We start from the raw sequence: 25,228 nt of genomic DNA on the forward strand, positions 1-25,228 counted from the left end.
CTTACTGCTCCAGCGGAGTATCGAAGTTCTCTGGTCGATCGAAGGTGCCGTCGTAGGCAATCAATTGATCATTTTCGAAGGTCAACGTTACTTTGTGCTGGTAATCTTCGCTACGACTACGACCAGAGTTTAATTTAAATACGTAATACCAAACATCTTGATCAAAAACATTTTCAGCGACAGGCTCACCAATAACATAAGCAACTTGTTCTTTGGTCATGCCGACCCGAAGTTGATCAACGTCACGTTGCTCAAGATAGTTACCTTGCGGTATATCGATCCGGTACACCCAACTGTCGAAAACGGAACATCCGCTAAGAATTAAAACACTACCTGCAATGACGAGAGCTTTCATAACACCTGCTGTTAATTTGTGATTCTGTTGGTGATGATAAACAATGCACCTAACCGACCGCAAGTAATTCAGCAGCATTTGCTTTTGTTGCCGCGGTAATTTCGTCGCCGCCGAGGAGTCGAGCGAGTTCGATAACACGATCATCCTGGTCGAGTCGAACCATAGTCGTTTCGGTACTTGCACCATCTGTGATTTTGTCTACGCGAAGTTGCTGATGAGCTTTCGCAGCCACTTGCGGTAAGTGTGTGACACAAATAACCTGATTTGATTCCCCAAGTTGACGTAATAATTTACCGACGGTTGCTGCTGTTGCGCCACTGACGCCGACATCGACTTCATCAAACATCAGCGTTGGCGTGACCAATTGGCTTGCAGTGATTACTTGAATAGCCAAACTAATACGCGATAGCTCACCACCCGATGCTATTTTCGCTAGTGCTTGTAGTGGTTGCCCAGGGTTTGTGGTCACAGTAAAACATATTTCGTCAGTGCCAAGTCGGGTTGCTGGTGCCTGAGTTTGATGATTAACCTCAATCACAAAACGACCGTGCGGCATATTCAGTTGCTGCATACTTTTCGCGATGCGTTCACTCAGTTCATTTGCAGCTTTCTCCCGGCTTGCTGATAATTTCAGCGCAGCGTCACGGTATGCTCGTGCCGCTTGATCAACGCGTTCATCAATGTCAGCAGACTCTGCTTGGCTGGTTTCAAGTTGTTCAAGCTCAGTTAATAATTGCTGGTGATGTGCATAGAGTTGACGCGGTTCTAACTGATGTTTACGGGCCAGTTGAACCGCTTGGGTAACACGACGTTCAGCAAGTACAAGTTGCTCATCATCGAGTTCAATATTGTCTTGGTAGTGACGCAGTTCTCGCGCCGCTTCTTCTACTTGTACACTTGCCTCACTGAGCATGCGCACCGTTTCGGCTAAATTGGGATCCGTATCTAATTGCTGCTCTAAGCGCGATAATGCGCTCTGCAATAAGCTGTAGGCGTTATTATGCTCTCCTTCATATATGGCATTCAGAGCAAACGCTGAATCTTCTACTAAAGCGGCGCTATTGGCGAGGCGCTTATGCTGCTGTTCAAGCTCATCAAATTCACCGTCTGCTAAAGCAAATTCGTTTAACTCAGAAACTTGATAACTCAGTAACTGCAGTCGCGATTCCATATCCGCTTGTTGCTGGTGAAGTTGCTTTTGTTGCTTTCGTAATCCATACCAATTTTGGTATGCCGTTTGAACGTCATCGAGTAATGCTTGATGCCGAGCATAAGCGTCAAGCAGACTCAATTGATGCTCAGGTCGCGTTAACAACTGATGTTCGTGTTGACCATGAATATTAACCAATAGCGGGGCTAATTGTTTAAGCTGCGATGCAGTGACCGGATAACCATTGATCCAAGCTTTTGAGCGACCTTCGCGGGTAATGATACGGCGCAATACACACGTGCAAGGCTCATCATCTTGAAGTTCTTGTTCGTGTAGCCACTGTGCGGCAGGGCACTTTGCATTAGCTAATTGAAAGGTAGCACTCACTTCGGCCTTATCGGCATCTGCGCGAATTAAATCGACGTCTGCGCGATCACCTAAACATAAACCCAACGCATCGAGTGCGATAGACTTGCCAGCACCAGTTTCGCCAGTAATGGCAGTCATGCCTGAATTAAAATCGACATCAAGTTGACGAACAACCGCAAGGTTGCGAATTTGCATATGAAGCAGCATAGGACACCTCAAGCACTGTGTATGTGTACAGTGGTTATACAGTATTTATACAGTAATGCAAGAGGGGCCCAAAAATTTTAAAACAGACGGCTGCCCCAACCGAGCTTGTTTCTTAAAACGCGGTAGTAGCTGTGATCTTCCGGATGCACCAAACGCAAACGTTGTGGATGTTGTTGAATCACCACATCATCGCCTGGTTGTACGGTCATACGTACATGACCGTCGCAACTTAGCTGAAGGCTATCGTTATTGGCTGCGGCACGTAAACGGATAACACTATGGCCATCGACAACTATCGGACGGCTACTCAACGTGTGCGGAAACATGGGAACCATGGTGAAGGCATCGAGGCCCGGGGTAAGTATGGGACCACCCCCAGATAGCGAATAAGCGGTTGAGCCGGTTGGGGTACTGATGATGAGGCCGTCAGAGCGCTGCGAATAAACGAACTCATCATTCACAAACACTTCAAACTCGATCATGTGCGCTACTTTGTCGGAATGCAACACCACCTCATTAATCGCGCGCCCTACGCTTTTGGATTTACCGCAGTGAAAAACTTCAGCCTGTAGTAAAAAACGCCGCTCAGTTTGGTAATGACCTTCAAGAACCGATTTCAGTTGTTCAATCACGTGGTCGGGGTCAAGGTCGGTTAAAAAGCCAAGATTACCGCGGTTCACGCCAATCACGGCAATATCAGCCTCACAAAGTATCCGCGCGGCGCCTAGCATATTGCCATCGCCACCCACAACAATAGCTAAATCTGCCGACTCACCGATGCGGTGTAGTGGTAAGATTTGCGCTTGTGTTGAACTCAATTGTTCCGCTGTTCGCGCTTCAACAATCACCTCATAACCCATATTTAACAAGCTTTGTTCGAGTTTCAGCAAGGTTGCGCGCGTGGCTTCGTGATTCACTTTGCCCAGCAGTGCAATGCGTTGAAATGCTGGATGCGCTGTCGTCGTCATGTTTTTTCCCTTTTTTTGCTGTGATGACTTGAATCATCGACAGCTGACCCCATAACTGCCTGCAGATAGTTATATCACAACAAATTATTGTTCATTTGTGAATTTCAACAAAGAGTACGCAGTTATGACCAAGAATGATTCAACCAAAGCCGCGCAAGCTGAACAGCAGCAAACGACGGAAACGCAAGCTGAGCAAGTGGTTCAGGATGATCAGGCTGAATCTCAAGCAGCCGAAACGGAGACGCTGGATGAGAATCAGCAGCGTATTGAAGCACTCGAGTTGGCATTAAGCCAAGCAGAACAGCGTGCTGATGATGCCAATGACCGTGCAGTACGTGCGGTTGCAGAAATGGAAAATGTTCGCCGCCGCTCAGCGCAAGATGTCGAGAAAGCGCACAAATTTGCATTAGAAAAGTTTGCCGGTGAGTTGTTAGATACGGTCGACAACCTTGAACGCGCAATGGATATTGCCAAACAAGCAGATGACATCAACCAAAACTTCTTTGAAGGCATTGAGCTGACCCACAAGAACTTGCTGGGTACTCTGACTAAGTTTGGTGTTGAAGCTGTTGGTGCGGTTGGCGATGCGTTCAATCCAGAATTACATCAAGCGATGGCGATGCAGCCGTCGGAAGAACATGACAACAACACTGTGTTGGCAGTGATGCAGAAAGGTTACACCTTGAGCGGGCGCTTATTACGTCCAGCGATGGTGATGGTAGTGAAAAATTCTTAATAACCCTACTTGGGGTGTTGAAAAGTGAAAAAGCCACCCCATATTTGAGTTATCAAACCTGTTTTAGATTATGAAGTTGGAGACGAATCATGGGTAAAATTATCGGAATCGACTTAGGTACTACTAACTCTTGTGTAGCAGTACTTGATGGTGACAAACCACGTGTTATTGAGAACGCTGAAGGCGATCGTACCACGCCATCAGTGGTTGCATTCACTGATGATGGCGAAGTATTGGTGGGTTCACCGGCGAAACGCCAAGCGGTAACAAACGCAAACAAAACTTTATTTGCGATTAAGCGCTTAATTGGTCGTCGCTTTAAAGACGAAGAAGTACAGCGCGATATCGGCATCATGCCTTTCAAAATTGTCGAAGCAGACAATGGCGATGCATGGGTGCAGATTAATGATGAGAAAAAAGCGCCACCGCAAATTTCTGCTGAAGTTCTGAAAAAAATGAAGAAAACGGCAGAAGACTTCTTAGGTGAGAAAGTAACGGAAGCGGTTATCACTGTTCCAGCTTACTTTAACGATGCGCAGCGCCAAGCAACCAAGGATGCTGGTCGTATTGCTGGTCTTGAAGTGAAGCGTATTATCAACGAGCCAACTGCTGCAGCATTAGCGTACGGCCTTGATAAGAAGAAAGGCGACAACATTATCGCAGTATACGATTTAGGTGGTGGTACGTTTGATATCTCAATTATTGAAATTGATGAAGTTGATGGCGACCACACCTTTGAAGTACTTGCCACTAACGGTGATACGCACTTGGGTGGTGAAGACTTTGATAACCGTTTGATCAACTACTTGGTTGAGCAATTCAACAAAGATCAAGGCATTGACTTGCGTAAAGATCCACTCGCAATGCAGCGATTGAAAGAAGCGGCAGAGAAAGCAAAAATTGAGCTTTCTTCAGCGCAACAAACGGAAGTGAACTTACCGTACATCACTGCGGATGCGACTGGTCCGAAGCACTTAGCGATTAAAGTAACGCGCGCGAAGCTCGAATCGTTGGTTGAAGACATGATCGCGAAAACTTTAGAGCCAGTGAAACAAGCGTTGAAAGATGCTGATTTGTCAGTGAGTGAAATTCACGACATTATTTTGGTGGGCGGTCAAACCCGTATGCCAAAAGTTCAGCAAGCTGTCACTGATTTCTTCGGTAAAGAGCCACGTCGTGACGTTAACCCAGATGAAGCAGTTGCCGTAGGTGCTGCAGTTCAAGCAGGTGTATTGCAAGGTGACGTGAAAGACGTCTTGTTGCTTGACGTGACGCCATTATCACTTGGTATTGAGACCATGGGTGGTGTGATGACCAAGTTGATTGAGAAGAACACGACGATTCCTACTAAGCAATCGCAAACCTTCTCAACTGCAGAAGACAATCAAGCAGCGGTAACAGTGCATGTTATTCAAGGTGAGCGTAAGCGCGCTGCAGATAACAAGTCATTAGGTCAATTCAATTTAGAAGGTATTCGCCCAGCTTCACGTGGCGTGCCGCAAATTGAAGTAACCTTTGATATTGATGCGGATGGTATCTTGCACGTATCAGCGAAAGACAAAGACACTGGCAAAGAGCAGAAAATTACCATTAAAGCTTCATCTGGCTTAAGCGATGATGAAGTAGAAAAAATGGTTCGCGACGCTGAAGCGAATGCCGAAGAAGACCGTAAGTTCGAAGAGATGGTGCAAGTTCGTAATCAAGCCGACGCTCTGGTTCACGGTACGCGCAAGCAGCTTGAAGAAGCCGGTGAGGCGCTTGAAGCGAGCGACAAAGAAGCCATTGAATCAGCTATTAGCGACTTAGAAACCGCGATGAAAGGCTCTGATAAAGCTGAAATTGAAGCGAAACAGCAAGCTTTGATTGAAGCGTCAGGTAAATTGATGGAAGCGGCTCAAGCGAAAGCTCAACAGGCAGGTGACGCCGGCGATAGCGGCAAGCAAGATGCTGACGATGTTGTTGATGCTGAGTTTGAAGAAGTCAAAGACGACAAGAAGTAATAGCACGCCCACCGGGTGTCTGTAGTTCAACACACGGGGGTTGCCGAGGGGTAGCCTCCGTGTGCTTGTATCAGGCAGGAAGTAAAGGAACGTGGAAACCACATAATTATGTCGAAACCAGATTTATATGAAGTGCTGGGTGTCAGCAAAGATGCCAGCGAACGCGACATCAAAAAAGCCTACAAAAAGTTGGCGATGAAATACCATCCTGACCGTACCAAAGGCGACAAAGACCTTGAGATGAAATTCAAAGAGGTACGCGCCGCTTATGAGATATTGTCAGATCCGCAAAAACGTGCGGCCTACGACCAATATGGTCATGCGGCATTTGAACAAGGTCAAGGTGGCTTTGGTGGTGGCGCTGGCGCTGCAGATTTTTCTGATATTTTTGGTGATGTGTTCGGTGATATTTTTGGTGGTGGCGGCCGTCGTGGTCGTGCTCAAGCACAACGAGGCGCCGACTTACGCTACAACCTTGAACTTAGCCTAGAAGAAGCCGTTCGAGGTAAAGAAGTTGAATTAAAAATACCGAAATTAAGCACCTGTGAAGACTGTGACGGTAGCGGTGCAAAAGAAGGTAGCAGTGCTGAAACCTGTGGCCACTGCCATGGTTCGGGTCAGATTCAAATGCGCCAAGGCTTCTTCGCCGTGCAACAACCATGTCCGCATTGCCGCGGGCGCGGTAAAGTCATCAAAGATCCTTGCCGCACTTGTTATGGTGAAGGTCGAGTTGAGCGCACTAAAACCTTGTCAGTGAAGATTCCTGCTGGTGTCGATACGGGCGATAGAATACGTTTAAGTGGTGAAGGCGAAGCAGGCGAAATGGGTGCGCCGTCCGGTGATTTATATGTGCAAGTACATGTACGTGAACACCCAATCTTTGCACGTGATGGAAATAATCTATACTGTGAAGTACCAATCAGTTTCACGCGAGCTGCTTTGGGTGGCGATATTGAAGTGCCAACCCTTGAAGGTAAAGTGAAGCTGAAAGTGCCTGTTGAAACGCAGACCGGCAAATTATTGCGCTTACGTGGTAAAGGTGTGAAGTCAGTTCGTACGGGTGCCGTGGGCGATTTGATTTGTAAAGTTGTGATTGAGACACCAGTCAATTTATCTGACAAGCAACGCGAATTATTGCGTGAACTTGAAGAGTCGATGGGCACTGGCGACGAAGCGGGCAAGTATCGGCCGAAAGAGAAGGGGTTCTTTGACGGTGTTCGCAAGTTCTTCGACGATCTTCGCGGGTAACACAAAAAGCGTTGTTCGATAGTCGTTATTGGTTATTCGAGAGATCGAGTAACTAATTTGTTTAAGTCTTCGCACAGAACAACGTGATAACTTGGAAATTCGTTTAAGAGCGTGACAAACCCACGAATAACGAACAACGAGTAACGAATAACGATCAACGCATTTAGGAGGGGTTATGGGTCATTGGATGAAAATCGGTATTGCTGCTTTAGTCAGTAGCGTATTGCTGAGTGCATGTACTGAGTCGCCTACCGGGCGCAGTCAGTTGATGTTATTTTCCAGTGGTCAATTAGCCTCTCTGGGCGACGATAGTTATGCCCAGTTAAAAGAGAAAGAAAAAATCAGTACTGATGCACGTACCAATGCTTATGTGCGTTGTATTACTGATGATTTGATTACCGTTTTGCCCAGCCCTTGGCGCGATAGACAGTGGGACGTTACTGTTTTTGATAGTGAGCAAGTTAACGCATTCGCGCTACCAGGTGAAAATATTGGGGTTTATACAGGGCTTCTGAAAGTCACAGAGAATCGTCATCAGCTAGCTGCTGTTATCGGCCACGAGATAGCGCACGTGATTGCCGATCATGGTAACGAACGCATGTCGAATCAGTTTGCGGTTGGCCTTGGTTTGCAAGTCGGCTCCGTTCTGGTATCTGAAAACCTCGATAACGAAACTGCAGCCTTAGCCATGGCGGCGCTCGGCATTGGCGCCCAAGTGGGTGTTTTACTTCCGTACTCACGTGTGCACGAGAGTGAATCGGACCAGTTAGGTATGGATTACATGGCTGCAGCTGGATACAACCCTGCGGAAGCTGCTAATTTGTGGCGCAATATGGCGAAAGTGAATGGCGCTGCGACACCAGAATTTCTCTCGACTCACCCGTCCCCACAGTCACGTATTCAGGCGCTAGAAGCTTACACGCCGAAAGTGCAGCAAGTGTACCAACAAGCGGCAGCCCAGCGCCGCAAACCGCTCTGCACCCTTTAAAAGCAAAATCATTATTCGTTGTTCGTTACCCGTTATTCGTTTGACCGAATAACGGGTTTGCTCAGGTCTCCCCACATAGCAATGCGACAACTTTGAACGAAGTGAACAAGCGTGAAAAAACCACCAATAACGAATAACCAGTAACGAATATCGGTTATAAGTCAGTCCAAAATGAACTAAAGCCTGTTCGCCTGCGTTAGTACAATACAAAGCGAAAGCGTTACTCGTTGTTCGTTATTGGTTATTCGTGAGATCGAGTAACCAATAACCAATAACGAACAACGAATAACGAACAACGAATAACGTTCTTAAAGAGGTGTTATGTTTAAGGCTTGGTTTGCAATTCCATTCTGGCAGCGCGTGCTTGGTGCTTTTGCGCTGGGTGTGATTATTGGTGTAGTACATCCCGACGTGGCGCAGGCGTTGCGTCCGCTGGGCACGTTGTTTATTAATGCGCTGAAAATGTTAGTGGCACCATTGATTTTCTTCGCCATCGTGAGTGCTATTTTGCAACTCGGTAGCGGTGAGAAAGCCGGCAAGATTGGTGCGCAGACCATCGGCTTGTTCTTGCTAACGGCTGTTATTGCTAGTTTAATTGGTTTATCTGTTGCGCAACTGCTGGACATTACCCCTTCGCCTGACTTGGTAGCCGACAGTAATTACCAGCCTAAGGATGTGCCTGGGCCAATTGAGGTTTTCTTAAACTTTATTCCGACGAATCCAATTGCGGCACTGGCTGAAGGCAACGTGATTCAGATTGTCGTGTTTGCGGCATTGGTTGGCGTAGCGATTAATCAGTTGGGCGACGTGGCGAAGCCATTTGGCGATGTGATGAAAGCCGGCGCTCAGGTGATGTATCGTATTACCAAGATGGTGCTAGAATTAACCCCGCTTGGGGTTTTGGGTTTGATGGCTTGGGTTGTGGGGCATTATGGGCTATCAAGCTTGACCCCGTTGGCGGCGTTTATCGGCGCAATCTATTTGGCATGTATTCTTCACATCGTGTTGGTTTACGGCACCATGGTGCGTTTAGCCGGTATGTCGCCATGGTTTTTCTTTAAGTCGGTGTTTTCGGCACAATTGGTTGCGTTCACCACCTGCAGTAGCTTCGGCACGATTCCAGCGGCCCATCAGGCCATTACTGAAAAGTTGGGCGTGCAAAAAGAGTACGCCAGTTTTGTTTTACCGCTCGGTGCCACCATCAACATGGACGGTTGTGGCGGTATTTACCCAGCAATTGCCTCTATCTTTATTGCGCAAATTTACGGTATTCCGCTAGACTGGGCTGATTACATGTTAATTACGTTGACGGCAACTTTGGCATCAGTGGGTACTGCAGGTGTTCCTGGAACGGCAATGGTGATGTTAACGGTAACCCTAAATGCTATAGGATTACCGCTTGAAGGTATCGCATTTATTGCTGCTATTGATCGTATTATTGACATGGCTCGAACGGCAACAAATGTCACCGGCGACATGGCTGTATCCGTCGTTCTCGGTAGAAGCAATCAGCAAACACAGCAATCACCAAGCAACGATCAACCAATAACGAATAACGAATAACCAATAACGAATAACGACAAACGAGGAATTATGAAGCTAGGGATATTAGGAGCCAGCGGTCGTATGGGCAAAGCAGTGGTTGCCAACGCATCACGACTTCATGCAACGGTAACAGCTGCTGTTGTTAGTGAGCAGTCTAGCCGCTATGGCGAACCTATTTATCCTAACGCTGCCGAAGCTGGAGTGCGGTTTCAGCACGCAGGTGAGATTGTACTTCATCAAACTGATGTTCTTATCGATTTTTCGTTACCGCAGGCGTTAGAAAATAATATTGCCCTAGCACAGCGTCTCGGTGTGCCGCTTGTTGTTTGCACAACAGGATTGAGCGAGGGGCAACATGAATTATTGGCTCAAGCTGGGCAGTCCATGCCGGTTTTATACGCAGCAAATACCAGTGTTGGCATCACGTTATTACGCCAGTTAGTTCAACTGACTTCTGCTGCGTTGCCAGATACAGATATCGAAATTTTTGAGGCTCACCATAGTGCGAAACGCGATGGGCCGTCAGGAACGGCAGTTGCACTTGGCGAAAGTGCTGCAGCAGGGCGCGGCAAAAGTTTAAGTGAACTTTCTGCCGGCGTGCGTGGTGATGGCTTGCGTGAAACTGGTTCAATTGGTTTTTCGATCATGCGCGCAGCGGATATTATTGGCGAACATACGGTTTTATTTGCACATGCCGGTGAACGTATTGAATTAACCCACCGCGTGAGCAACCGTCAGATTTTCGCTCAGGGTGCAGTACAAGCGGCAAAGTGGTTGAAAGATCAGCCGGCGGGCTTATACAGCATGGCCGATATGCTGCAATTAAAAACACTTTTGAAACAATTGATCTAGCTTCACGGGCTAGTGCAACGTCTTTGTACAAATCACCAATTTTCAGTTTACGAAACGGCCGATTTTCTGTAGAATACGGTCAATTTGCCAGTAACATTTCGGGCAAGCTGAAACGCGCACTCCACTGGTACTCAGAAACGCGATTTTAGAATCACAGTTTTTGAATATCCGACGCTGGTGCAAGGTAATCAACGGGGAAGTCATTTTTTGATTCACCCGTTTTTTTATGTACGGAGGTTAACCTTGAGTATTCTAGCGAGCCACTCAGCAAGTAAAGCCATTTTGGTACTTGCCGATGGGACTGTTTTTCACGGCACGGCCATTGGCGCCGGCGGTACCGCGGTTGGTGAAGTTGTTTTTAACACCGCCATGACCGGTTACCAAGAAATTCTCACCGACCCCTCCTACGCAGAACAGATCGTTACCCTTACTTATCCCCACATTGGCAATTACGGTACTAACCACGAAGATGAAGAATCCAATCGCGTTTGGGCGAAGGGTCTGATTATTCGTGACATGTCGTTGAAAGCAAGCAACTTCCGCCGTGAACAGTCATTGGGTGATTACCTACGTCAACGTAATGTTGTGGGTATTGCGGATATTGATACGCGTAAATTGACGCGCATTTTGCGTGAAAAGGGTGCGCAGAATGGCTGTATCATGGCTGGAGAAATTGATGTGGAGCAGGCGCTTGAACTGGCGCAGAAATTCCCGGGCTTGAAAGGTTTAGACCTCGCCAAAGAAGTCACAATTCGAACGCCAGTTGAATGGACCAGCAAAAGCTGGAAACTCGGTCAGGGGTTTAGCGAACTGACGGAGCCGAAATTCCACGTGGTAGCCTACGACTACGGATGCAAACGCAATATTCTTCGTCTCCTAGCCGATCGTGGCTGTAAAGTGACGATGGTGCCTGCGCAAACACCAGCAAAAGACGTACTTGCGATGAATCCAGATGGCGTATTTTTGTCGAACGGCCCTGGTGACCCAGAGCCATGTGATTACGCGATTAAAGCAATTCAAGACATCATCGAAGCCCAAGTACCTATTTTCGGAATTTGCTTAGGTCATCAGCTGCTTGCTCTAGCAAGTGGCGCACAAACCGTAAAAATGAAGCTGGGCCACCACGGTGCAAACCATCCAGTGCAAGATTTAGCCAGTGGTCGCGTTATGATTACCAGCCAGAACCATGGTTTTGCGGTAGACGAAGCAACGTTACCGGAGAATCTTAAGGCAACCCATAAATCACTATTTGACGGTACCTTACAGGGTATTGAGCGAACGGATGTGAAAGCGTTTAGTTTTCAAGGACACCCAGAAGCGAGCCCTGGCCCGAATGATGCGGCCCCGTTATTTGACCACTTTATTGAATTGATGAGCCAGTAACTATGCCAAAACGTACCGACATTAAAAGCATTCTAATTCTTGGTGCTGGTCCGATTGTTATCGGCCAGGCCTGTGAGTTCGACTACTCTGGTGCTCAAGCCTGTAAAGCGCTACGTGAGGAAGGTTACCGGGTAATTTTGGTGAACTCGAACCCAGCAACCATCATGACCGATCCTGAAATGGCCGATGTGACATACATTGAGCCGATTCACTGGGAAGTTGTTGCGAAGATTATTGAAGTGGAACGCCCTGACGCTGTGTTACCAACTATGGGTGGTCAAACAGCATTAAACTGTGCGCTAGAGCTCGATAAGCATGGCGTATTGGCGAAATATGGCGTTGAAATGATTGGCGCTAATGCGGACGCCATCGACAAAGCGGAAGATCGCGACCGCTTCGATAAGGCAATGAAAGCTATTGGGCTTGAAACACCGAACGCAAAGGTTGCTCACAATTTACAAGAAGCTTTTGAAATTCAAGAAGAGTTCGGCTTCCCACTAATTATTCGCCCAAGTTTCACCATGGGTGGAAGCGGCGGTGGTATCGCCTATAACCGTGAAGAGTTTGAAGAAATTTGTCGTCGCGGTTTAGATTTATCACCGACGAAAGAATTACTCATCGACCAATCATTAATTGGTTGGAAAGAATACGAAATGGAAGTGGTACGTGACCGTGCAGACAACTGCATTATCGTCTGTGCCATTGAAAACTTTGACGCTATGGGTATTCACACCGGTGACTCAATCACCGTAGCGCCATCACAAACATTAACCGACAAAGAGTACCAGTTGATGCGTGACGCAGCGATGGCTGTATTGCGTGAAATTGGTGTTGAAACCGGTGGTTCAAACGTTCAGTTCGGTGTTTGTCCTGATACTGGTCGTATGGTTGTGATTGAGATGAACCCACGGGTATCACGTTCATCTGCGTTAGCATCGAAAGCCACTGGCTTCCCAATTGCGAAAGTTGCAGCGAAATTGGCTGTTGGTTATACCCTTGATGAACTTGAAAACGAAATCACGGGTGGCGTAACTCCAGCTTCGTTTGAGCCTGCGTTAGATTACGTTGTGACTAAGATTCCTCGCTTTAACTTTGAAAAGTTTGCAGGTTGTAACGACCGTCTCACCACCCAAATGAAATCAGTGGGTGAGGTGATGGCTATTGGTCGTAACCAGCAAGAGTCATTGCAAAAAGCGTTGCGTGGACTGGAGATAGGCGTATCTGGATTCGATCCGATGGTCGACATTAACGACCCAGAAGCACGCGGTAAAGTGATTCGTGAACTGAAAGAGCCAGGTGCCGAGCGTATTTTCTATATTGCCGATGCATTCCGTTTAGGGATGACGGTTCATGAAGTATTTGAACTGACGCGCATTGATGAATGGTACCTCATTCAAATTGAAGAAATTGTGCTGCTTGAAGAAGAAGTACAAAAGCTCGGTATGGCGGGTCTGGATGCGCATGCGTTGCGTTTATTGAAACGCAAAGGTTTCGCTGACAAGCGTATTGCTGATTTGCTCGACGTGGCTGAAACTGAAGTGCGCCGTCGTCGTAACGAGTTAGGCATTCACCCCGTTTACAAGCGCGTCGATACCTGTGCCGCAGAATTTCGTTCAGACACAGCTTACATGTACTCAACGTACGATGAAGAGTGTGAGGCTGCGCCAAGCGACAAAGACAAAATCATGGTCATCGGTGGTGGTCCAAACCGTATCGGCCAAGGTATTGAATTTGACTATTGCTGTGTACACGCAGCTCTAGCGTTACGTGAAGACGGTTACGAAACAATTATGGTGAACTGTAACCCAGAAACCGTTTCAACCGACTACGATACCTCTGATCGCTTATACTTTGAACCAATCACGCTAGAAGACGTGTTGGAAATTGTTCGCGTCGAAAAACCAAAGGGTGTGATTGTTCAGTATGGTGGCCAAACACCATTGAAATTAGCGCGTGAGCTTGAAGCGAACGGTGTTCCGGTTATTGGTACCTCGCCAGATGCGATTGACCGCGCTGAAGACCGTGAGCGCTTCCAGGGTGCCGTGCGCCGTTTAGGTTTGAAACAACCAGAAAACGCGACTGTAACCAAAGTGGATGAGGCCTTACGCGAAGCAGAACGTATTGGTTATCCATTGGTGGTTCGCCCGTCTTATGTACTGGGTGGCCGCGCAATGGAAATCGTTTATGACGAGAGTGACTTGCTGCGTTATCTAACAGATGCCGTGAAAGTTTCGAACTCAGCACCAGTACTACTCGATCGCTTCTTAGATAACGCGATTGAAGTTGATGTTGACGCAATTTGTGACGGCAAAGATGTGTTGATTGGCGGTATCATGCAGCACATTGAGCAGGCGGGTGTTCACTCTGGTGACTCGGCATGTTCGTTGCCGCCGTACTCATTGAGTGACAAGATTCAAGACGAATTACGCGATCAGATGAGTAAGCTGGCCTTTGAACTTGGCGTTAACGGCCTGATGAATGCGCAGTTTGCGATTAAAGATGACGAAATTTATCTCATTGAGGTAAACCCACGAGCGGCTCGTACAGTGCCATTTGTATCTAAAGCGACTGGTTTGCCGTTGGCAAAAATTGCCGCGCGCGTGATGGTTGGTCAGTCGTTAGTTGAGCAAGGCTATACCGAAGAAGTCATTCCGCCTTATTACTCAGTGAAAGAAGTTGTTATTCCATTTGCTAAGTTCCAAGGTGTTGACCCAATTCGCGGCCCTGAGATGCGTTCTACCGGCGAGGTTATGGGCGTAGGTGAGAGCTTTGAAGAAGCCTATGCTAAAGCTAACCTCGGTGCCGGCGAAGCATTAGCAAAAGCAGGTAAAGCGTTATTGTCGGTACGTGACGGTGACAAAGCACGTCTATTCGATTTGGCGCGCGGACTGATTGGGTTGGGCTTTAGCCTCGAAGCGACTCGCGGTACGGCAAAACTGTTAAACGATGAAGGCATCGCGTGCTCTGTTGTGAACAAGCTACAAGAGGGCCGTCCGAATATTGTTGATGCAATCAAAAACGGCGAGTACAGTTACATAATCAATACAGTTGAAGGGCGTCAGGCAATTGAAGACTCAGTCTATATTCGCCGTGAAGCGCTCTTGAATAAAGTAACCTATACCACAACATTAAATGCAGCGTTTGCCACAGTGAAAGCCAACACCGCCGATGACCGTGCGCGTGTGAATTCACTTCAATCATTGCACAAAAGGGTTTTAGAACGATGAATCAAATTCCAATGACCACCCGCGGCGCGGAGATGCTGCGGGAGGAATTGAAGCGATTAAAAACTGAAGATCGACCGCGTATTATCCAAGCGATTGCAGATGCGCGTGAGCATGGTGATCTTAAAGAAAATGCTGAATACCATGCAGCGCGAGAGCAGCAAGGGTTTTGTGAAGGTCGTATTCAGGAGATTGAAGCGAAACTTTCTAATGCACAAATTATTGATGTGACCAAAGTACCAAATCAAGGCAAGGTGATTTTTGGCGCGACCGTGACTGTTTACAACACGGTTACTGATAAGGAGATGACTTATCGCATTGTCGGTGATGATGAGTCTGATATTAAGCAGAATCTTATTTCAATTAATTCACCAATTGCGCGAGCGCTCATTGGTAAAGAGATTGATGATGTCGCTCGCGTGAATACACCAAACGGTGAAGTTGAATACGAAGTCGTGAAGGTTGAATACATTTAGCGAGCGATACTAAGCTTTTCCGTCAGTCTTTTAACAGCGCGACTAGTTCGCGCTGTTTTTGTTTGCGCTGCTCGGCTGTCATCGGTTGGTGATGATAGGCATCGATATCTGGGAATACCTCATCAATTTCCATTCCTAAGGCCTTTGCGATCGCTAATGCAACTGGCTGTGAACGAGCTTTACGCGATGCCACTTTAGAGACCAGCGACGGACTCTTATCCAATGCTTCAGCGATCATTGAAAAATCAAAGCCGCGGCGCATTAATTCCTTTTTGATTTGTTTACTGTCCATCAGGTATAGTGCTTATCTGTTCAAGGTTAGTGAAATTGAAGCTCACAAAGAACTCTAAAAATAACTCAATTTAAGGTTAAATCTGTCATTTGACACCAAAATACGCTCAAAACATTCAAATGACAGGTTAAATGAAATAGACCACAGACTATGGCTAAAAGCAACTTTGATTTGCCAGATATTGATACCTGCATTGAACGATTAAAATTGGTATCAAAACAGACCTCGGCGAGCGCCGTTATGCGTTGGTTAGGGCTACCCGAAAGCACTTACAGTAACTGGAAGCGCCGAGGCTCCATCAATTATGATCGAGTTATAGAAGGTCTTTTGCGACAGAATGTGTCGTTGGATTGGTTATTTGCACCTAATGTCGACTTGCTTTACCCCGGTGTGAGTTTGACTGTCACAGAAAATGAAGGTGTGGCGTATTCGACGCCGTCGGTGGCAGACACATTAAAAGCGTTGGAATTTGTCGAACCAATCATGGAGCGGTTTCAAGTGCCAATGACAGAGCAAAACCGTCAGTTTATGGCGGAGACATTTTTTAAGCGGCGTGGTGATGCGATGTTACTAGAAACGGCGCTGCAACAAGTTGCATTAGCTCTCGCTACAGCGCAGACAGACAGTAAATAATGGAAACTAAGCGCGCGGCAGTTGAATTTTCGCAGCCGGGCTTGGTTTGTACATGGTTAAAATTTTCCCAACCACTTGTACTTTTGTCGCACCAGTGTGTGCGATAATGGTCGCGTAGATTTTCTCACGCATCTCACGGTCTTCATCAGGCACTTTCACTTTAATTAATTCGTGATGCTCGAGCGCCAATTCAATCTCTGCCATCACGCCTTCGGTAAGGCCATTTGCGCCCAAAAGAACAACTGGTTTTAGTGAATGAGCTAATGATTTTAAGTGCTGTTTTTGTTTATTGCTTAAGGTTACGGCCGTTGCCATGTAATATATCCCATCGAATGACTTGAATTTCCGCTATTCTACCGCCATCTGGGTAGAAGAAGCCAGTTTGGTAAGAGAAACATGACGAAAAAACGCTCCGCCAGCAGCAAACGCTGGCTCCAAGAACATTTTAGCGACCACTATGTGCAAAAAGCACAGAAAAAGGGGTATCGCTCGCGTGCTGTATTTAAAATAGAAGAGATACAGCAGAAAGATCGCATATTAAAGCAAGGGCAGACTGTGGTCGATCTCGGTGCCGCTCCGGGCGGCTGGTCGCAGTTTGTTGTAGATTCACTGCATGGCAACTGCGAAGTTATTGCTTGCGATATTTTGCCGATGGATCCGATTGCAGGGGTCGACTTTCTGGAAGGTGATTTCCGCGACGAGGAAGTTTTAAACGCATTATTGAGCCGAATTGGTGGCAAAAACGTAGATGTAGTATTGTCAGATATGGCGCCGAACATGAGTGGTAACGACAATGTCGATTTACCACGTTCAATGTATCTTGTTGAATTGGCCCTAGATATGTGTCATCAGGTGCTGAAACCAAATGGCAGTTTTGTCGTCAAAGTATTCCATGGCGAAGGTTTTGAAGAGTTTTTGAAGAACGTCCGCGCTGCGTTTACGACTGTGAAGACGCGTAAACCAGACTCATCGCGAGCCCGTTCACGAGAAGTGTATCTGGTAGCGACCGGTTACAAACTGTAGTACCCTGTAAGGCGTGCTACAAATGCAAACAAGAGGTAGTCAGCTTTGAGCGATATGGCAAAAAATCTCATTTTATGGCTGGTCATAGCCGTTGTTTTAATGACTGTTTTCAACAACTTCAGTCAAAGCGGTGCTAATGGTCAACAAGTGGCTTATAGCCAATTCATCAATCAAGTACACAATGGTGGTGTACGGTCGGTTGATATCGACGGTCGTATGATCAAGGCTCAATCACGCAGTGGCGAACAATTTACCACCGTGGTGCCAACCCAGTACGATCCAAAGTTGCTCGATGACTTGTTAGAAAACAATGTTGAAGTAAACGGTAAGCTGCCAGAAGAGCCAAGCATTTTGGCGCAAATCTTTATTTCGTGGTTCCCAATGTTGCTGTTAATTGGTGTATGGATATTCTTCATGCGTCAAATGCAGGGCGGTGGTGGCCGTGGCGCGATGTCGTTTGGTAAGAGCAAAGCGCGCCTGATGAGCGAAGACCAAATTAAAACAACCTTTGCCGATGTTGCTGGTTGTGACGAAGCGAAAGAAGAGGTTAGCGAGCTAGTTGATTACCTAAAAGATCCAACCAAGTTCCAGCACCTTGGCGGTAAAATTCCGAAAGGTGTGTTGATGGTTGGTCCTCCGGGAACAGGTAAAACGTTGCTTGCTAAAGCAATCGCTGGTGAAGCGCGCGTCCCATTCTTCTCGATTTCAGGTTCTGACTTCGTTGAAATGTTCGTTGGTGTTGGTGCATCACGTGTGCGCGATATGTTTGAACAAGCAAAGAAAGCAGCGCCGTGTATTATTTTTATCGACGAAATTGACGCCGTTGGCCGTCAGCGTGGTGCGGGTTTAGGTGGTGGTCACGATGAGCGTGAGCAAACCTTGAACCAGATGCTTGTAGAGATGGATGGCTTTGAAGGCAATGAAGGCATTATCGTTATTGCCGCAACCAACCGTCCGGACGTTCTTGACCCTGCGCTGTTGCGTCCTGGTCGTTTTGACCGCCAAGTTGTGGTTGGCTTGCCAGACGTTCGTGGTCGTGAGCAAATTCTGAAAGTGCACATGCGCAAAGTACCTTTAGGTAAAGATGTTGATGCGTCTGTTATTGCGCGTGGTACACCCGGCTTTTCTGGTGCTGATTTGGCAAACTTGGTGAACGAAGCTGCGTTGTTTGCAGCACGTGGCAACAAGAAAATTGTTGCTATGGAAGAGTTCGAAAAAGCCAAAGACAAAATCATGATGGGTGCAGAGCGTCGCTCTATGGTGATGACTGAAGATGAGAAAGCGATGACTGCTTATCATGAAGCAGGTCACGCCATTGTCGGTCGCTTGGTGCCAGAGCATGACCCGGTATACAAAGTGTCAATTATTCCGCGTGGACGTGCGCTCGGCGTGACGATGTATTTGCCGGAACAAGATCGCGTTAGCCACTCCAAGCAACATCTGGAGAGTATGATCTCGAGCTTGTTCGGGGGCCGCATTGCCGAGGCATTAATATACGGCGATGAGAAAGTAACGACTGGCGCTTCTAATGACATTGAACGTGCAACCCAAATCGCTCGTAAGATGGTTACCCAGTGGGGTCTATCTGAGAAAATGGGGCCACTGCTTTATGCTGATGACGAGAACGAAGTGTTTTTAGGTCGTTCGGTCACTCAGCACAAACATATGTCTGATGAAACTGCGCGTGCGATTGACCAAGAAGTGAAATTGTTCATTGATCGCAACTACGATCGTGCAAAACGTATCTTGGAAGAGAACGTTGATATTCTGCACACGATGAAAGATGCGTTGATGAAATATGAAACCATTGATGCCGATCAGATTGACGATTTGATGAATCGTCGCGATGTTCGTGAGCCTCGTGACTGGCAGCAACGCGATAACAACAAATCGGGCGGCGATGATGGTAAGGCTGAAGGTAGCCAACCAGTGTCGACAAGCAAACCAGCTGGTGACACGCCAGCAAGTTAATCAGTTTTGAAAAGCCCCGTAAAGCGGGGCTTTTTTTTGAACAATAATAGGTATGACTGATGGCTGATACACGCACACATGTAGAGGTAATGGGCATTTTAAATGCCACACCGGATTCGTTTTCAGATGGCGGTAAATTTAATCAAGTTGATCAAGCTCTAAGGCAAGCCGAACAAATGGTTCAAGATGGTGCTGCTTGGCTTGATGTCGGCGGTGAATCGACACGTCCTGGTAGTAAAGGTGTGAGTGTCGCCGAAGAGCTCGATCGAGTGTTGCCGATTATCGAAAAGTTGCAAGCTAACTTTGATGTACCGATTTCGGTGGATACTTGTAAAACCGCAGTGATGGCAGAAGCATTGAAACTGAATATTGCCATGATTAACGACATCAATGCATTGCGCGACGAAGGTGCAGAGCAATTACTCGCGTCATCACCTGAGGTGAAAGTTTGTCTTATGCATATGCAGGGTGAGCCACGTACGATGCAACATGAACCGCGTTATGACGACGTAGTGAACGAGGTGAAGCAATTTTTAGATGCCCGGGTTAGAGCCTGTGTGAATGCGGGAATACAAAAAAACAACATTTATCTCGATCCAGGCTTTGGCTTTGGTAAATCAGTCAGGCATAATTACCAGCTGCTACAAAGACTACAGGCAATGCATGATATGCAATTACCGCTATTGATTGGCATGTCACGCAAGTCGATGATTGGTCAGGTGACCGGGCGCGAGGTGAGTGAGCGCTTAGCAGGTAGCATTGCCGCGGCAACGATTGCCGCAATGAAAGGGGCACAGATTATTCGTGTGCATGATGTCAAGGAAACGGTTGATGCAATGAAGGTCGTTGCAGCAACCTTGGCTGGAGAATTCGCTTGAGTCAGCGTAAGTATTTTGGCACCGACGGTGTACGTGGTCGCGTCGGTGATTTTCCGATTACCCCAGATTTTGCTGTGAAACTTGGTTGGGCAGCAGGTACGGTGTTGTCGGCTAGTGGTAATCAACGTGTATTAGTTGGAAAAGACACCCGCTTGTCGGGCTATATGTTGGAGTCAGCACTGGAAGCAGGGCTGTTATCAGCCGGCGTGAGCGTCGAATTTCTAGGGCCAATGCCGACGCCTGCGGTCGCTTATTTGACGCGAAATTTTCGTGCCGCAGCAGGCATTGTGATCAGCGCATCACACAACCCTTATTACGATAACGGCATTAAGTTCTTCTCTGATTCGGGTAGTAAATTACCCGACAGCGTAGAAGCTGAAATTGAGCGTCTTTTAGATGAACCCATTCGCTGCGTGCCATCCGAAAATATGGGGCGTGCGAGTCGAATTGATGATGCACCGGGTCGTTATATCGAGTTTTGTAAAAGCGTCTTCCCGTCGGATTTGTCGCTAAAAGGGCTACGAATTGTTGTGGATTGCGCGCATGGCGCAACGTACCACATCGCCCCAGACGTGCTGAAAGAACTGGGTGCCGATATATGGGAAATTGGTACTGAGCCAAATGGCGTGAACATCAACGAAAAATGTGGTGCAACCCATCTCGATGCTTTGCGCGAGAAAGTTTTAGAGAAAAAAGCTGATCTTGGCTTTGCGCTTGACGGTGACGGTGATCGCATCATGATGGTCACAGCCAGCGGTCGCATTGTTGATGGTGATGATATTATTTATATTCTAGCGCGTGCGGCCCAGCAAGATGGCTTATTACAGGGCGGTATTGTTGGCACCTTAATGAGCAATTTTGCGCTGGAAAAATTCTTCACTGATCGTCGAATTCCGTTTGTGCGAGCGAAAGTTGGTGATCGTTATGTCATGGAAGAACTGGTGAAGCGCGACTGGCGCATTGGTGGCGAAAATTCTGGGCATATCATCAATCGTCAGTTCCACAGTACGGGCGACGGTATTATTGCTGGTTTGCAAGTACTAACGGCAATGCAGCGTGAAGGTCGCAGCCTTGATGAACTGTTGGAAAACTTTGTGAAGTTCCCACAAGCACTGGTGAATGTACGATTTAACTCTGACTCTGACCCGTTGGAAGCTGACACGGTGAAAGCAGTGGTTCAAGAAGTCGAACGGGCGTTGGGCAACAATGGCCGGGTGTTATTGCGCAAGTCAGGCACCGAGCCATTGATTCGCGTCATGGTGGAAGGTAAAGACGCAAAAACTGTGCGCAAATTCGCCGAAGAAATAGCCAGTGAAGTGGAAGCGGCTAGTAATTAACCAGTGAAGCATTATTTCCGCATTCACTGCTTGTAAGTTGCGGCGAGGTTATGTAATATCTCGCCGCTCTCAACGAAGTCAGAGGTTTAGATGCAACGCCAACCGTTAGTTATAGCTAACTGGAAAATGAACGGTGACCGTCAGTTGGTCACGGCCATGGCTGAAGCACTTCGCGACAGTTCAGCGCAACATGCGGATGTTAGTGTGGTGGTATGTCCGCCGGCCGTATTACTGCCAGCTTGGCAACAAGCCGCGTTTTACGACAACATTCAACTTGGTGCTCAAGATGCTAATGAGAACGCCAGTGGCGCCCATACGGGTGAACACAGTTTAGCGTTATTAGCCGAGGCCGGTGCAAGCATGGTGTTAGTTGGTCACTCTGAGCGTCGTCAATTCTATGGCGATAATGCGCAACGAATTGCTGCCAAAGTGAATCAGATTCTTGATGAATCAACGATGACAGTGGTGCTTTGTGTTGGTGAGAGTGCAGAGCAACGTGAACAGCAACAAACGTTTGACGTGGTTGCATCACAGTTAGCTGAAGCATTAGCGTCGCGCAAGCAATGTGAGCGTATCGTGATTGCTTATGAACCAGTTTGGGCTATTGGTACTGGCTTAACAGCGAGTCCTGAACAAGCACAAGAAGTGCATGCCTTTATTCGTAACTGGTTAGGTGAAAAATTCGGGCCTTCAGGCGTCAACCTACAAATTTTGTATGGTGGTAGCGTGAAAGCTGACAATGCCGAGCAATTGTTTGCTCAGGCTGATATTGATGGTGGTTTGATAGGCGGCGCAAGCTTAGTCGAAGAACAATTTGTTGCGATTTGCAACGCTGCACAAGCCCGGAGTAAATAAGTTATGTACGAAATTTTATTGATTGCATACTTAATTGTTGCCTTAATTCTGATTGGTTTCATTATGATCCAACAGGGTAAAGGAGCTGATATGGGCGCGTCATTTGGTGCTGGTGCATCAAACACCGTGTTCGGTTCGAGCGGCTCAGGTAACTTTTTAACGCGCACTACTGCAATTTTAGCTGTTGTTTTCTTCGTTCTTAGCTTAGTGCTAGGTAACCTGTCTTCAGGTAACGGCGATACTAAGAGCAACTTTGACGAAATTGAAGTACCGGTTGAAGAAGTGCCAGCTGTTCCAGCGAACGACAGCGACGTTCCTGGCGGCAATTAATACAACGCTGTAAGCGTTCAAGTTTTGCGGATGTGGTGGAATTGGTAGACACGCTATCTTGAGGGGGTAGTGCTTTCGGGCGTGCGGGTTCAAGTCCCGCCATCCGCACCAAATTAGCAACCGGCCACGGTTGCGGTTTCAAGTCGAAACCCTTATAATGTGGACACGTTTTCGGACGCGGGGTGGAGCAGTCTGGTAGCTCGTCGGGCTCATAACCCGAAGGTCGTAGGTTCAAATCCTGCCCCCGCAACCAATTACAAAAGGGTCCAGTGTTTTAAAAGCCCCGCAGCAGTTCGGGGCTTTTTACTATGTGACCTTTGCTGCGGCAAACTAATCGTGATGTATTAGTTTGAGTTGGCAGTCAATAACACTGGGCGTTTACGCCCTTTTTTGTTTTTAGGAGTTAGCAAACTTGGCTCGAATGGAAGACCGTTTATTTGACATGTTAGAACCGGCAGTCGCCGCCTTAGACTTTACCCTGTGGGGCGTCGAGTTTGTGCGCGCTGGAAAACACTCAACATTACGCGTTTACATTGATCACGAAGATGGTGTCAGTGTGGATAATTGTGCTGACGTTAGTCATCAGGTGAGTGCAATTTTGGACGTTGAAGATCCAATCAAAAGTGAATACTTCCTTGAAGTATCGTCCCCAGGTATGGAGCGTCCGTTCTTTAAAGCCAATCAGTATGCTGATTATTTAGGCGAAACGGCAGCCGTTGAGCTGACGATGGCGCAGCAAGGAAAACGTAAGTTTAAAGGTATAATTGTCGCTGTTGATGGCGATTATATTGAATTCAATGTTGATGGCGAGACGCTGAAGGTAGCGCAATCATCAATTAAGAAAGCTCATTTAGTTCCTCAGTTCAACTAAGGATTGCGTAGGCGAGGCAAAACAATGGCAAAAGAAATTTTATTGGTTGCAGAAGCGGTTTCAAACGAAAAAGACGTGTCAAAAGAGAAAATCTTTGAGGCGCTTGAATCTGCGCTTGCGCACGCAACTAAAAAGAAATACGAAGGTGATATCGATGTTCGCGTAAGTATCAATCGCCAAACCGGCGAGTTTGATACGTTTCGTCGTTGGTTAGTGGTCGACGATAGTGAGCAACCATTAGAGCATCCATATCGAGAAATTAGCTTAGCTGCTGCTCAATATGAAGATGAGACAGTGAATGCGGGCGATTATGTTGAAGAACAGATCGAATCAATTGAATTTGACCGCATTACCACGCAAACCGCAAAACAAGTTATCGTGCAAAAAGTACGCGAAGCTGAGCGCGCTAAAGTGGTTGACGAGTACCGCGATCAAGTTGGTGAGCTTGTTAGTGGTATCGTGAAGCGCGCGACGCGTGAACACGTGATTCTTGATTTGGGTAACAATGCGGAAGCGATTATTTATCGTGAAGAGTTATTGCCACGTGAATCATTCCGTGCTGGTGACCGAGTACGCGGTTTATTGTATGACGTGCGTCCAGAGGCGCGCGGCGCGCAATTATTTGTCAGCCGAACACATCCTGACTTCTTGATTGAGTTGTTCCGCATTGAAGTGCCAGAAATTGGCGAAGAAATGATTGAAATTCGTGGCGCAGCGCGCGATCCAGGTTCACGTGCAAAAATTGCCGTGAAAAGTAACGACCGTCGTATCGACCCTGTTGGTGCGTGTGTTGGTATGCGTGGTGCACGAGTTCAAGCGGTATCAGGCGAACTCGGTGGTGAGCGTGTTGATATCGTGCTGTGGGATGATAACCCAGCACAGTTCGTTATTAACGCAATGGCTCCTGCTGAAGTTGCGTCAATTGTTGTTGACGAAGAAGCACACACCATGGATATCGCGGTTGAAGAAGGCAACTTGGCACAGGCTATCGGTAAAGCTGGTCAGAACGTGCGCTTGGCAAGTCAATTAACGGGTTGGCAGTTAAACGTGATGTCAGTTGACGAGTTTACCGAGAAGAACCAAGCTGAAGCGCAAAAAGTTTTAGATTTGTTCACGTCTAAACTCGATATCGATGAAGATTTTGCGTCTGTACTTGTCGACGAAGGCTTCTCAACACTTGAAGAAATCGCTTATGTACCAGTCGATGAGTTATTAGACATCGAAGGTATGGATGAAGATATCGTTGAAGAATTGCGTACTCGTGCGAAAGCCGTATTAACGACGCAAGCATTAGCTAACGAAGAATCATTAGAAAGTGCTGAACCAGATGAGACGTTGTTAAACCTTGAAGGTTTAGATCGTCACTTAGCTTATGTGTTCGCAAGTCGTGGCATCATTACCTTAGAAGACCTTGCTGAGCAAGGCATCGATGATTTAGCCGGAATTGACGAGTTAACCGAAGAGCGAGCAGGCGAGCTGATTATGCAAGCACGTAATATCTGCTGGTTCGGTAACGAAGAATAAGATCAACGGGGGT

The 25,228-nt window shown here is 47.2% G+C and carries 23 protein-coding genes and 2 tRNA genes; 20 read left to right on the forward strand and 5 right to left on the reverse strand.

Translation table 11 applies throughout. The features are described from left to right. Window position 1: 1 nt before the first annotated feature. From D3795_RS00960 to nadK, 3 genes are all read right to left on the reverse strand, one after another. Window positions 2-355, reverse strand: a complete 354-nt coding sequence (locus D3795_RS00960; protein ID WP_126759174.1) for an outer membrane protein assembly factor BamE — start codon at window positions 353-355, stop codon at window positions 2-4. Window positions 356-404: 49 nt separating this feature from the next. Then, window positions 405-2,081 (reverse strand): DNA repair protein RecN, encoded by a 1,677-nt coding sequence (gene recN / locus D3795_RS00965; RefSeq protein WP_156265753.1) that lies wholly within the window; start codon window positions 2,079-2,081, stop codon window positions 405-407. A gap of 77 nt (window positions 2,082-2,158) precedes the next feature. Continuing rightward, window positions 2,159-3,049, reverse strand: a complete 891-nt coding sequence (gene nadK / locus D3795_RS00970; RefSeq protein ID WP_156265754.1) for an NAD(+) kinase — start codon at window positions 3,047-3,049, stop codon at window positions 2,159-2,161. Window positions 3,050-3,173: 124 nt separating this feature from the next. Between nadK and grpE the strand changes: the two genes are divergently transcribed. From grpE to greA, 9 genes are all read left to right on the forward strand, one after another. Further along, a complete protein-coding gene (gene grpE, locus D3795_RS00975) occupies window positions 3,174-3,785 on the forward strand; it encodes a nucleotide exchange factor GrpE (protein ID WP_156265755.1) in 612 nt (203 codons plus the stop codon). Window positions 3,786-3,874: 89 nt separating this feature from the next. Then, on the forward strand, window positions 3,875-5,785 hold the full coding sequence (gene dnaK / locus D3795_RS00980; RefSeq protein ID WP_156265756.1) for a molecular chaperone DnaK: 1,911 nt from the start codon (window positions 3,875-3,877) through the stop codon (window positions 5,783-5,785). A gap of 108 nt (window positions 5,786-5,893) precedes the next feature. After that, window positions 5,894-7,033: a molecular chaperone DnaJ gene (gene dnaJ / locus D3795_RS00985; protein ID WP_156265757.1), complete on the forward strand. Its 1,140-nt coding sequence runs from the start codon at window positions 5,894-5,896 to the stop codon at window positions 7,031-7,033. Between the two features lie 175 nt (window positions 7,034-7,208). Next, on the forward strand, window positions 7,209-8,021 hold the full coding sequence (locus D3795_RS00990) for a M48 family metallopeptidase (RefSeq protein WP_310942361.1): 813 nt from the start codon (window positions 7,209-7,211) through the stop codon (window positions 8,019-8,021). Window positions 8,022-8,342: 321 nt separating this feature from the next. After that, window positions 8,343-9,584 (forward strand): dicarboxylate/amino acid:cation symporter, encoded by a 1,242-nt coding sequence (locus D3795_RS00995; RefSeq protein ID WP_156265758.1) that lies wholly within the window; start codon window positions 8,343-8,345, stop codon window positions 9,582-9,584. Between the two features lie 30 nt (window positions 9,585-9,614). Continuing rightward, window positions 9,615-10,418, forward strand: coding sequence for a 4-hydroxy-tetrahydrodipicolinate reductase (gene dapB, locus D3795_RS01000; RefSeq protein ID WP_310942362.1), 804 nt, complete (start codon window positions 9,615-9,617; stop codon window positions 10,416-10,418). 243 nt (window positions 10,419-10,661) lie between these two features. Next, a complete protein-coding gene (gene carA / locus D3795_RS01005) occupies window positions 10,662-11,801 on the forward strand; it encodes a glutamine-hydrolyzing carbamoyl-phosphate synthase small subunit (RefSeq protein ID WP_156265760.1) in 1,140 nt (379 codons plus the stop codon). A 2-nt stretch (window positions 11,802-11,803) separates the two neighbouring features. Next, on the forward strand, window positions 11,804-15,028 hold the full coding sequence (gene carB / locus D3795_RS01010) for a carbamoyl-phosphate synthase large subunit (protein ID WP_156265761.1): 3,225 nt from the start codon (window positions 11,804-11,806) through the stop codon (window positions 15,026-15,028). Next, the gene (greA, locus tag D3795_RS01015; protein WP_156265762.1) at window positions 15,025-15,501 is read left to right on the forward strand and encodes a transcription elongation factor GreA; all 477 of its coding nucleotides are present in this window, start codon (window positions 15,025-15,027) and stop codon (window positions 15,499-15,501) included. Before carB ends, greA begins: the two co-directional genes overlap by 4 nt. Window positions 15,502-15,523: 22 nt before the next feature. On the opposite strand, the gene D3795_RS01020 is transcribed toward greA, so the two are convergent. Beyond that, window positions 15,524-15,793 carry a helix-turn-helix domain-containing protein gene (locus tag D3795_RS01020; RefSeq protein ID WP_156265763.1) on the reverse strand — a complete coding sequence of 90 codons (270 nt, stop codon included), beginning with the start codon at window positions 15,791-15,793 and terminating at the stop codon, window positions 15,524-15,526. 150 nt (window positions 15,794-15,943) lie between these two features. Here D3795_RS01020 and D3795_RS01025 point away from each other — a divergent pair, with 150 nt between their 5' ends. After that, window positions 15,944-16,426, forward strand: a complete 483-nt coding sequence (locus D3795_RS01025; protein WP_156265764.1) for a helix-turn-helix domain-containing protein — start codon at window positions 15,944-15,946, stop codon at window positions 16,424-16,426. Between the two features lie 6 nt (window positions 16,427-16,432). Here D3795_RS01025 and yhbY read toward each other — a convergent pair whose 3' ends face one another. Continuing rightward, complete coding sequence (gene yhbY, locus D3795_RS01030) at window positions 16,433-16,741, reverse strand: ribosome assembly RNA-binding protein YhbY (RefSeq protein WP_156265765.1); 309 nt, start codon at window positions 16,739-16,741, stop codon at window positions 16,433-16,435. An 81-nt stretch (window positions 16,742-16,822) separates the two neighbouring features. Between yhbY and rlmE the strand changes: the two genes are divergently transcribed. From rlmE to nusA, 10 genes are all read left to right on the forward strand, one after another. Next, window positions 16,823-17,449: a 23S rRNA (uridine(2552)-2'-O)-methyltransferase RlmE gene (gene rlmE, locus D3795_RS01035; protein WP_156265766.1), complete on the forward strand. Its 627-nt coding sequence runs from the start codon at window positions 16,823-16,825 to the stop codon at window positions 17,447-17,449. 45 nt (window positions 17,450-17,494) lie between these two features. Continuing rightward, on the forward strand, window positions 17,495-19,420 hold the full coding sequence (gene ftsH / locus D3795_RS01040; protein ID WP_156265767.1) for an ATP-dependent zinc metalloprotease FtsH: 1,926 nt from the start codon (window positions 17,495-17,497) through the stop codon (window positions 19,418-19,420). Window positions 19,421-19,479: 59 nt separating this feature from the next. After that, on the forward strand, window positions 19,480-20,298 hold the full coding sequence (folP, locus tag D3795_RS01045; RefSeq protein ID WP_156265768.1) for a dihydropteroate synthase: 819 nt from the start codon (window positions 19,480-19,482) through the stop codon (window positions 20,296-20,298). Beyond that, window positions 20,295-21,635 carry a phosphoglucosamine mutase gene (gene glmM / locus D3795_RS01050; protein WP_156265769.1) on the forward strand — a complete coding sequence of 447 codons (1,341 nt, stop codon included), beginning with the start codon at window positions 20,295-20,297 and terminating at the stop codon, window positions 21,633-21,635. The genes folP and glmM overlap by 4 nt, the downstream gene beginning before the upstream one ends. Window positions 21,636-21,725: 90 nt before the next feature. Then, window positions 21,726-22,490, forward strand: a complete 765-nt coding sequence (tpiA, locus tag D3795_RS01055) for a triose-phosphate isomerase (RefSeq protein WP_156265770.1) — start codon at window positions 21,726-21,728, stop codon at window positions 22,488-22,490. Window positions 22,491-22,493: 3 nt separating this feature from the next. Next, window positions 22,494-22,820, forward strand: a complete 327-nt coding sequence (gene secG, locus D3795_RS01060) for a preprotein translocase subunit SecG (protein ID WP_156265771.1) — start codon at window positions 22,494-22,496, stop codon at window positions 22,818-22,820. 26 nt (window positions 22,821-22,846) lie between these two features. Next, a tRNA-Leu gene (locus D3795_RS01065) sits at window positions 22,847-22,931 on the forward strand. Window positions 22,932-22,996: 65 nt separating this feature from the next. Further along, window positions 22,997-23,073: transfer RNA gene (locus tag D3795_RS01070), tRNA-Met, on the forward strand. A 159-nt stretch (window positions 23,074-23,232) separates the two neighbouring features. Further along, window positions 23,233-23,691: a ribosome maturation factor RimP gene (rimP, locus tag D3795_RS01075; RefSeq protein WP_156265772.1), complete on the forward strand. Its 459-nt coding sequence runs from the start codon at window positions 23,233-23,235 to the stop codon at window positions 23,689-23,691. A 24-nt stretch (window positions 23,692-23,715) separates the two neighbouring features. Continuing rightward, the gene (gene nusA / locus D3795_RS01080) at window positions 23,716-25,215 is read left to right on the forward strand and encodes a transcription termination factor NusA (RefSeq protein ID WP_156265773.1); all 1,500 of its coding nucleotides are present in this window, start codon (window positions 23,716-23,718) and stop codon (window positions 25,213-25,215) included. Window positions 25,216-25,228: the final 13 nt, after the last annotated feature.

The organism is Pseudidiomarina andamanensis (assembly GCF_009734345.1).
Lineage (GTDB): Bacteria > Pseudomonadota > Gammaproteobacteria > Enterobacterales > Alteromonadaceae > Pseudidiomarina > Pseudidiomarina andamanensis.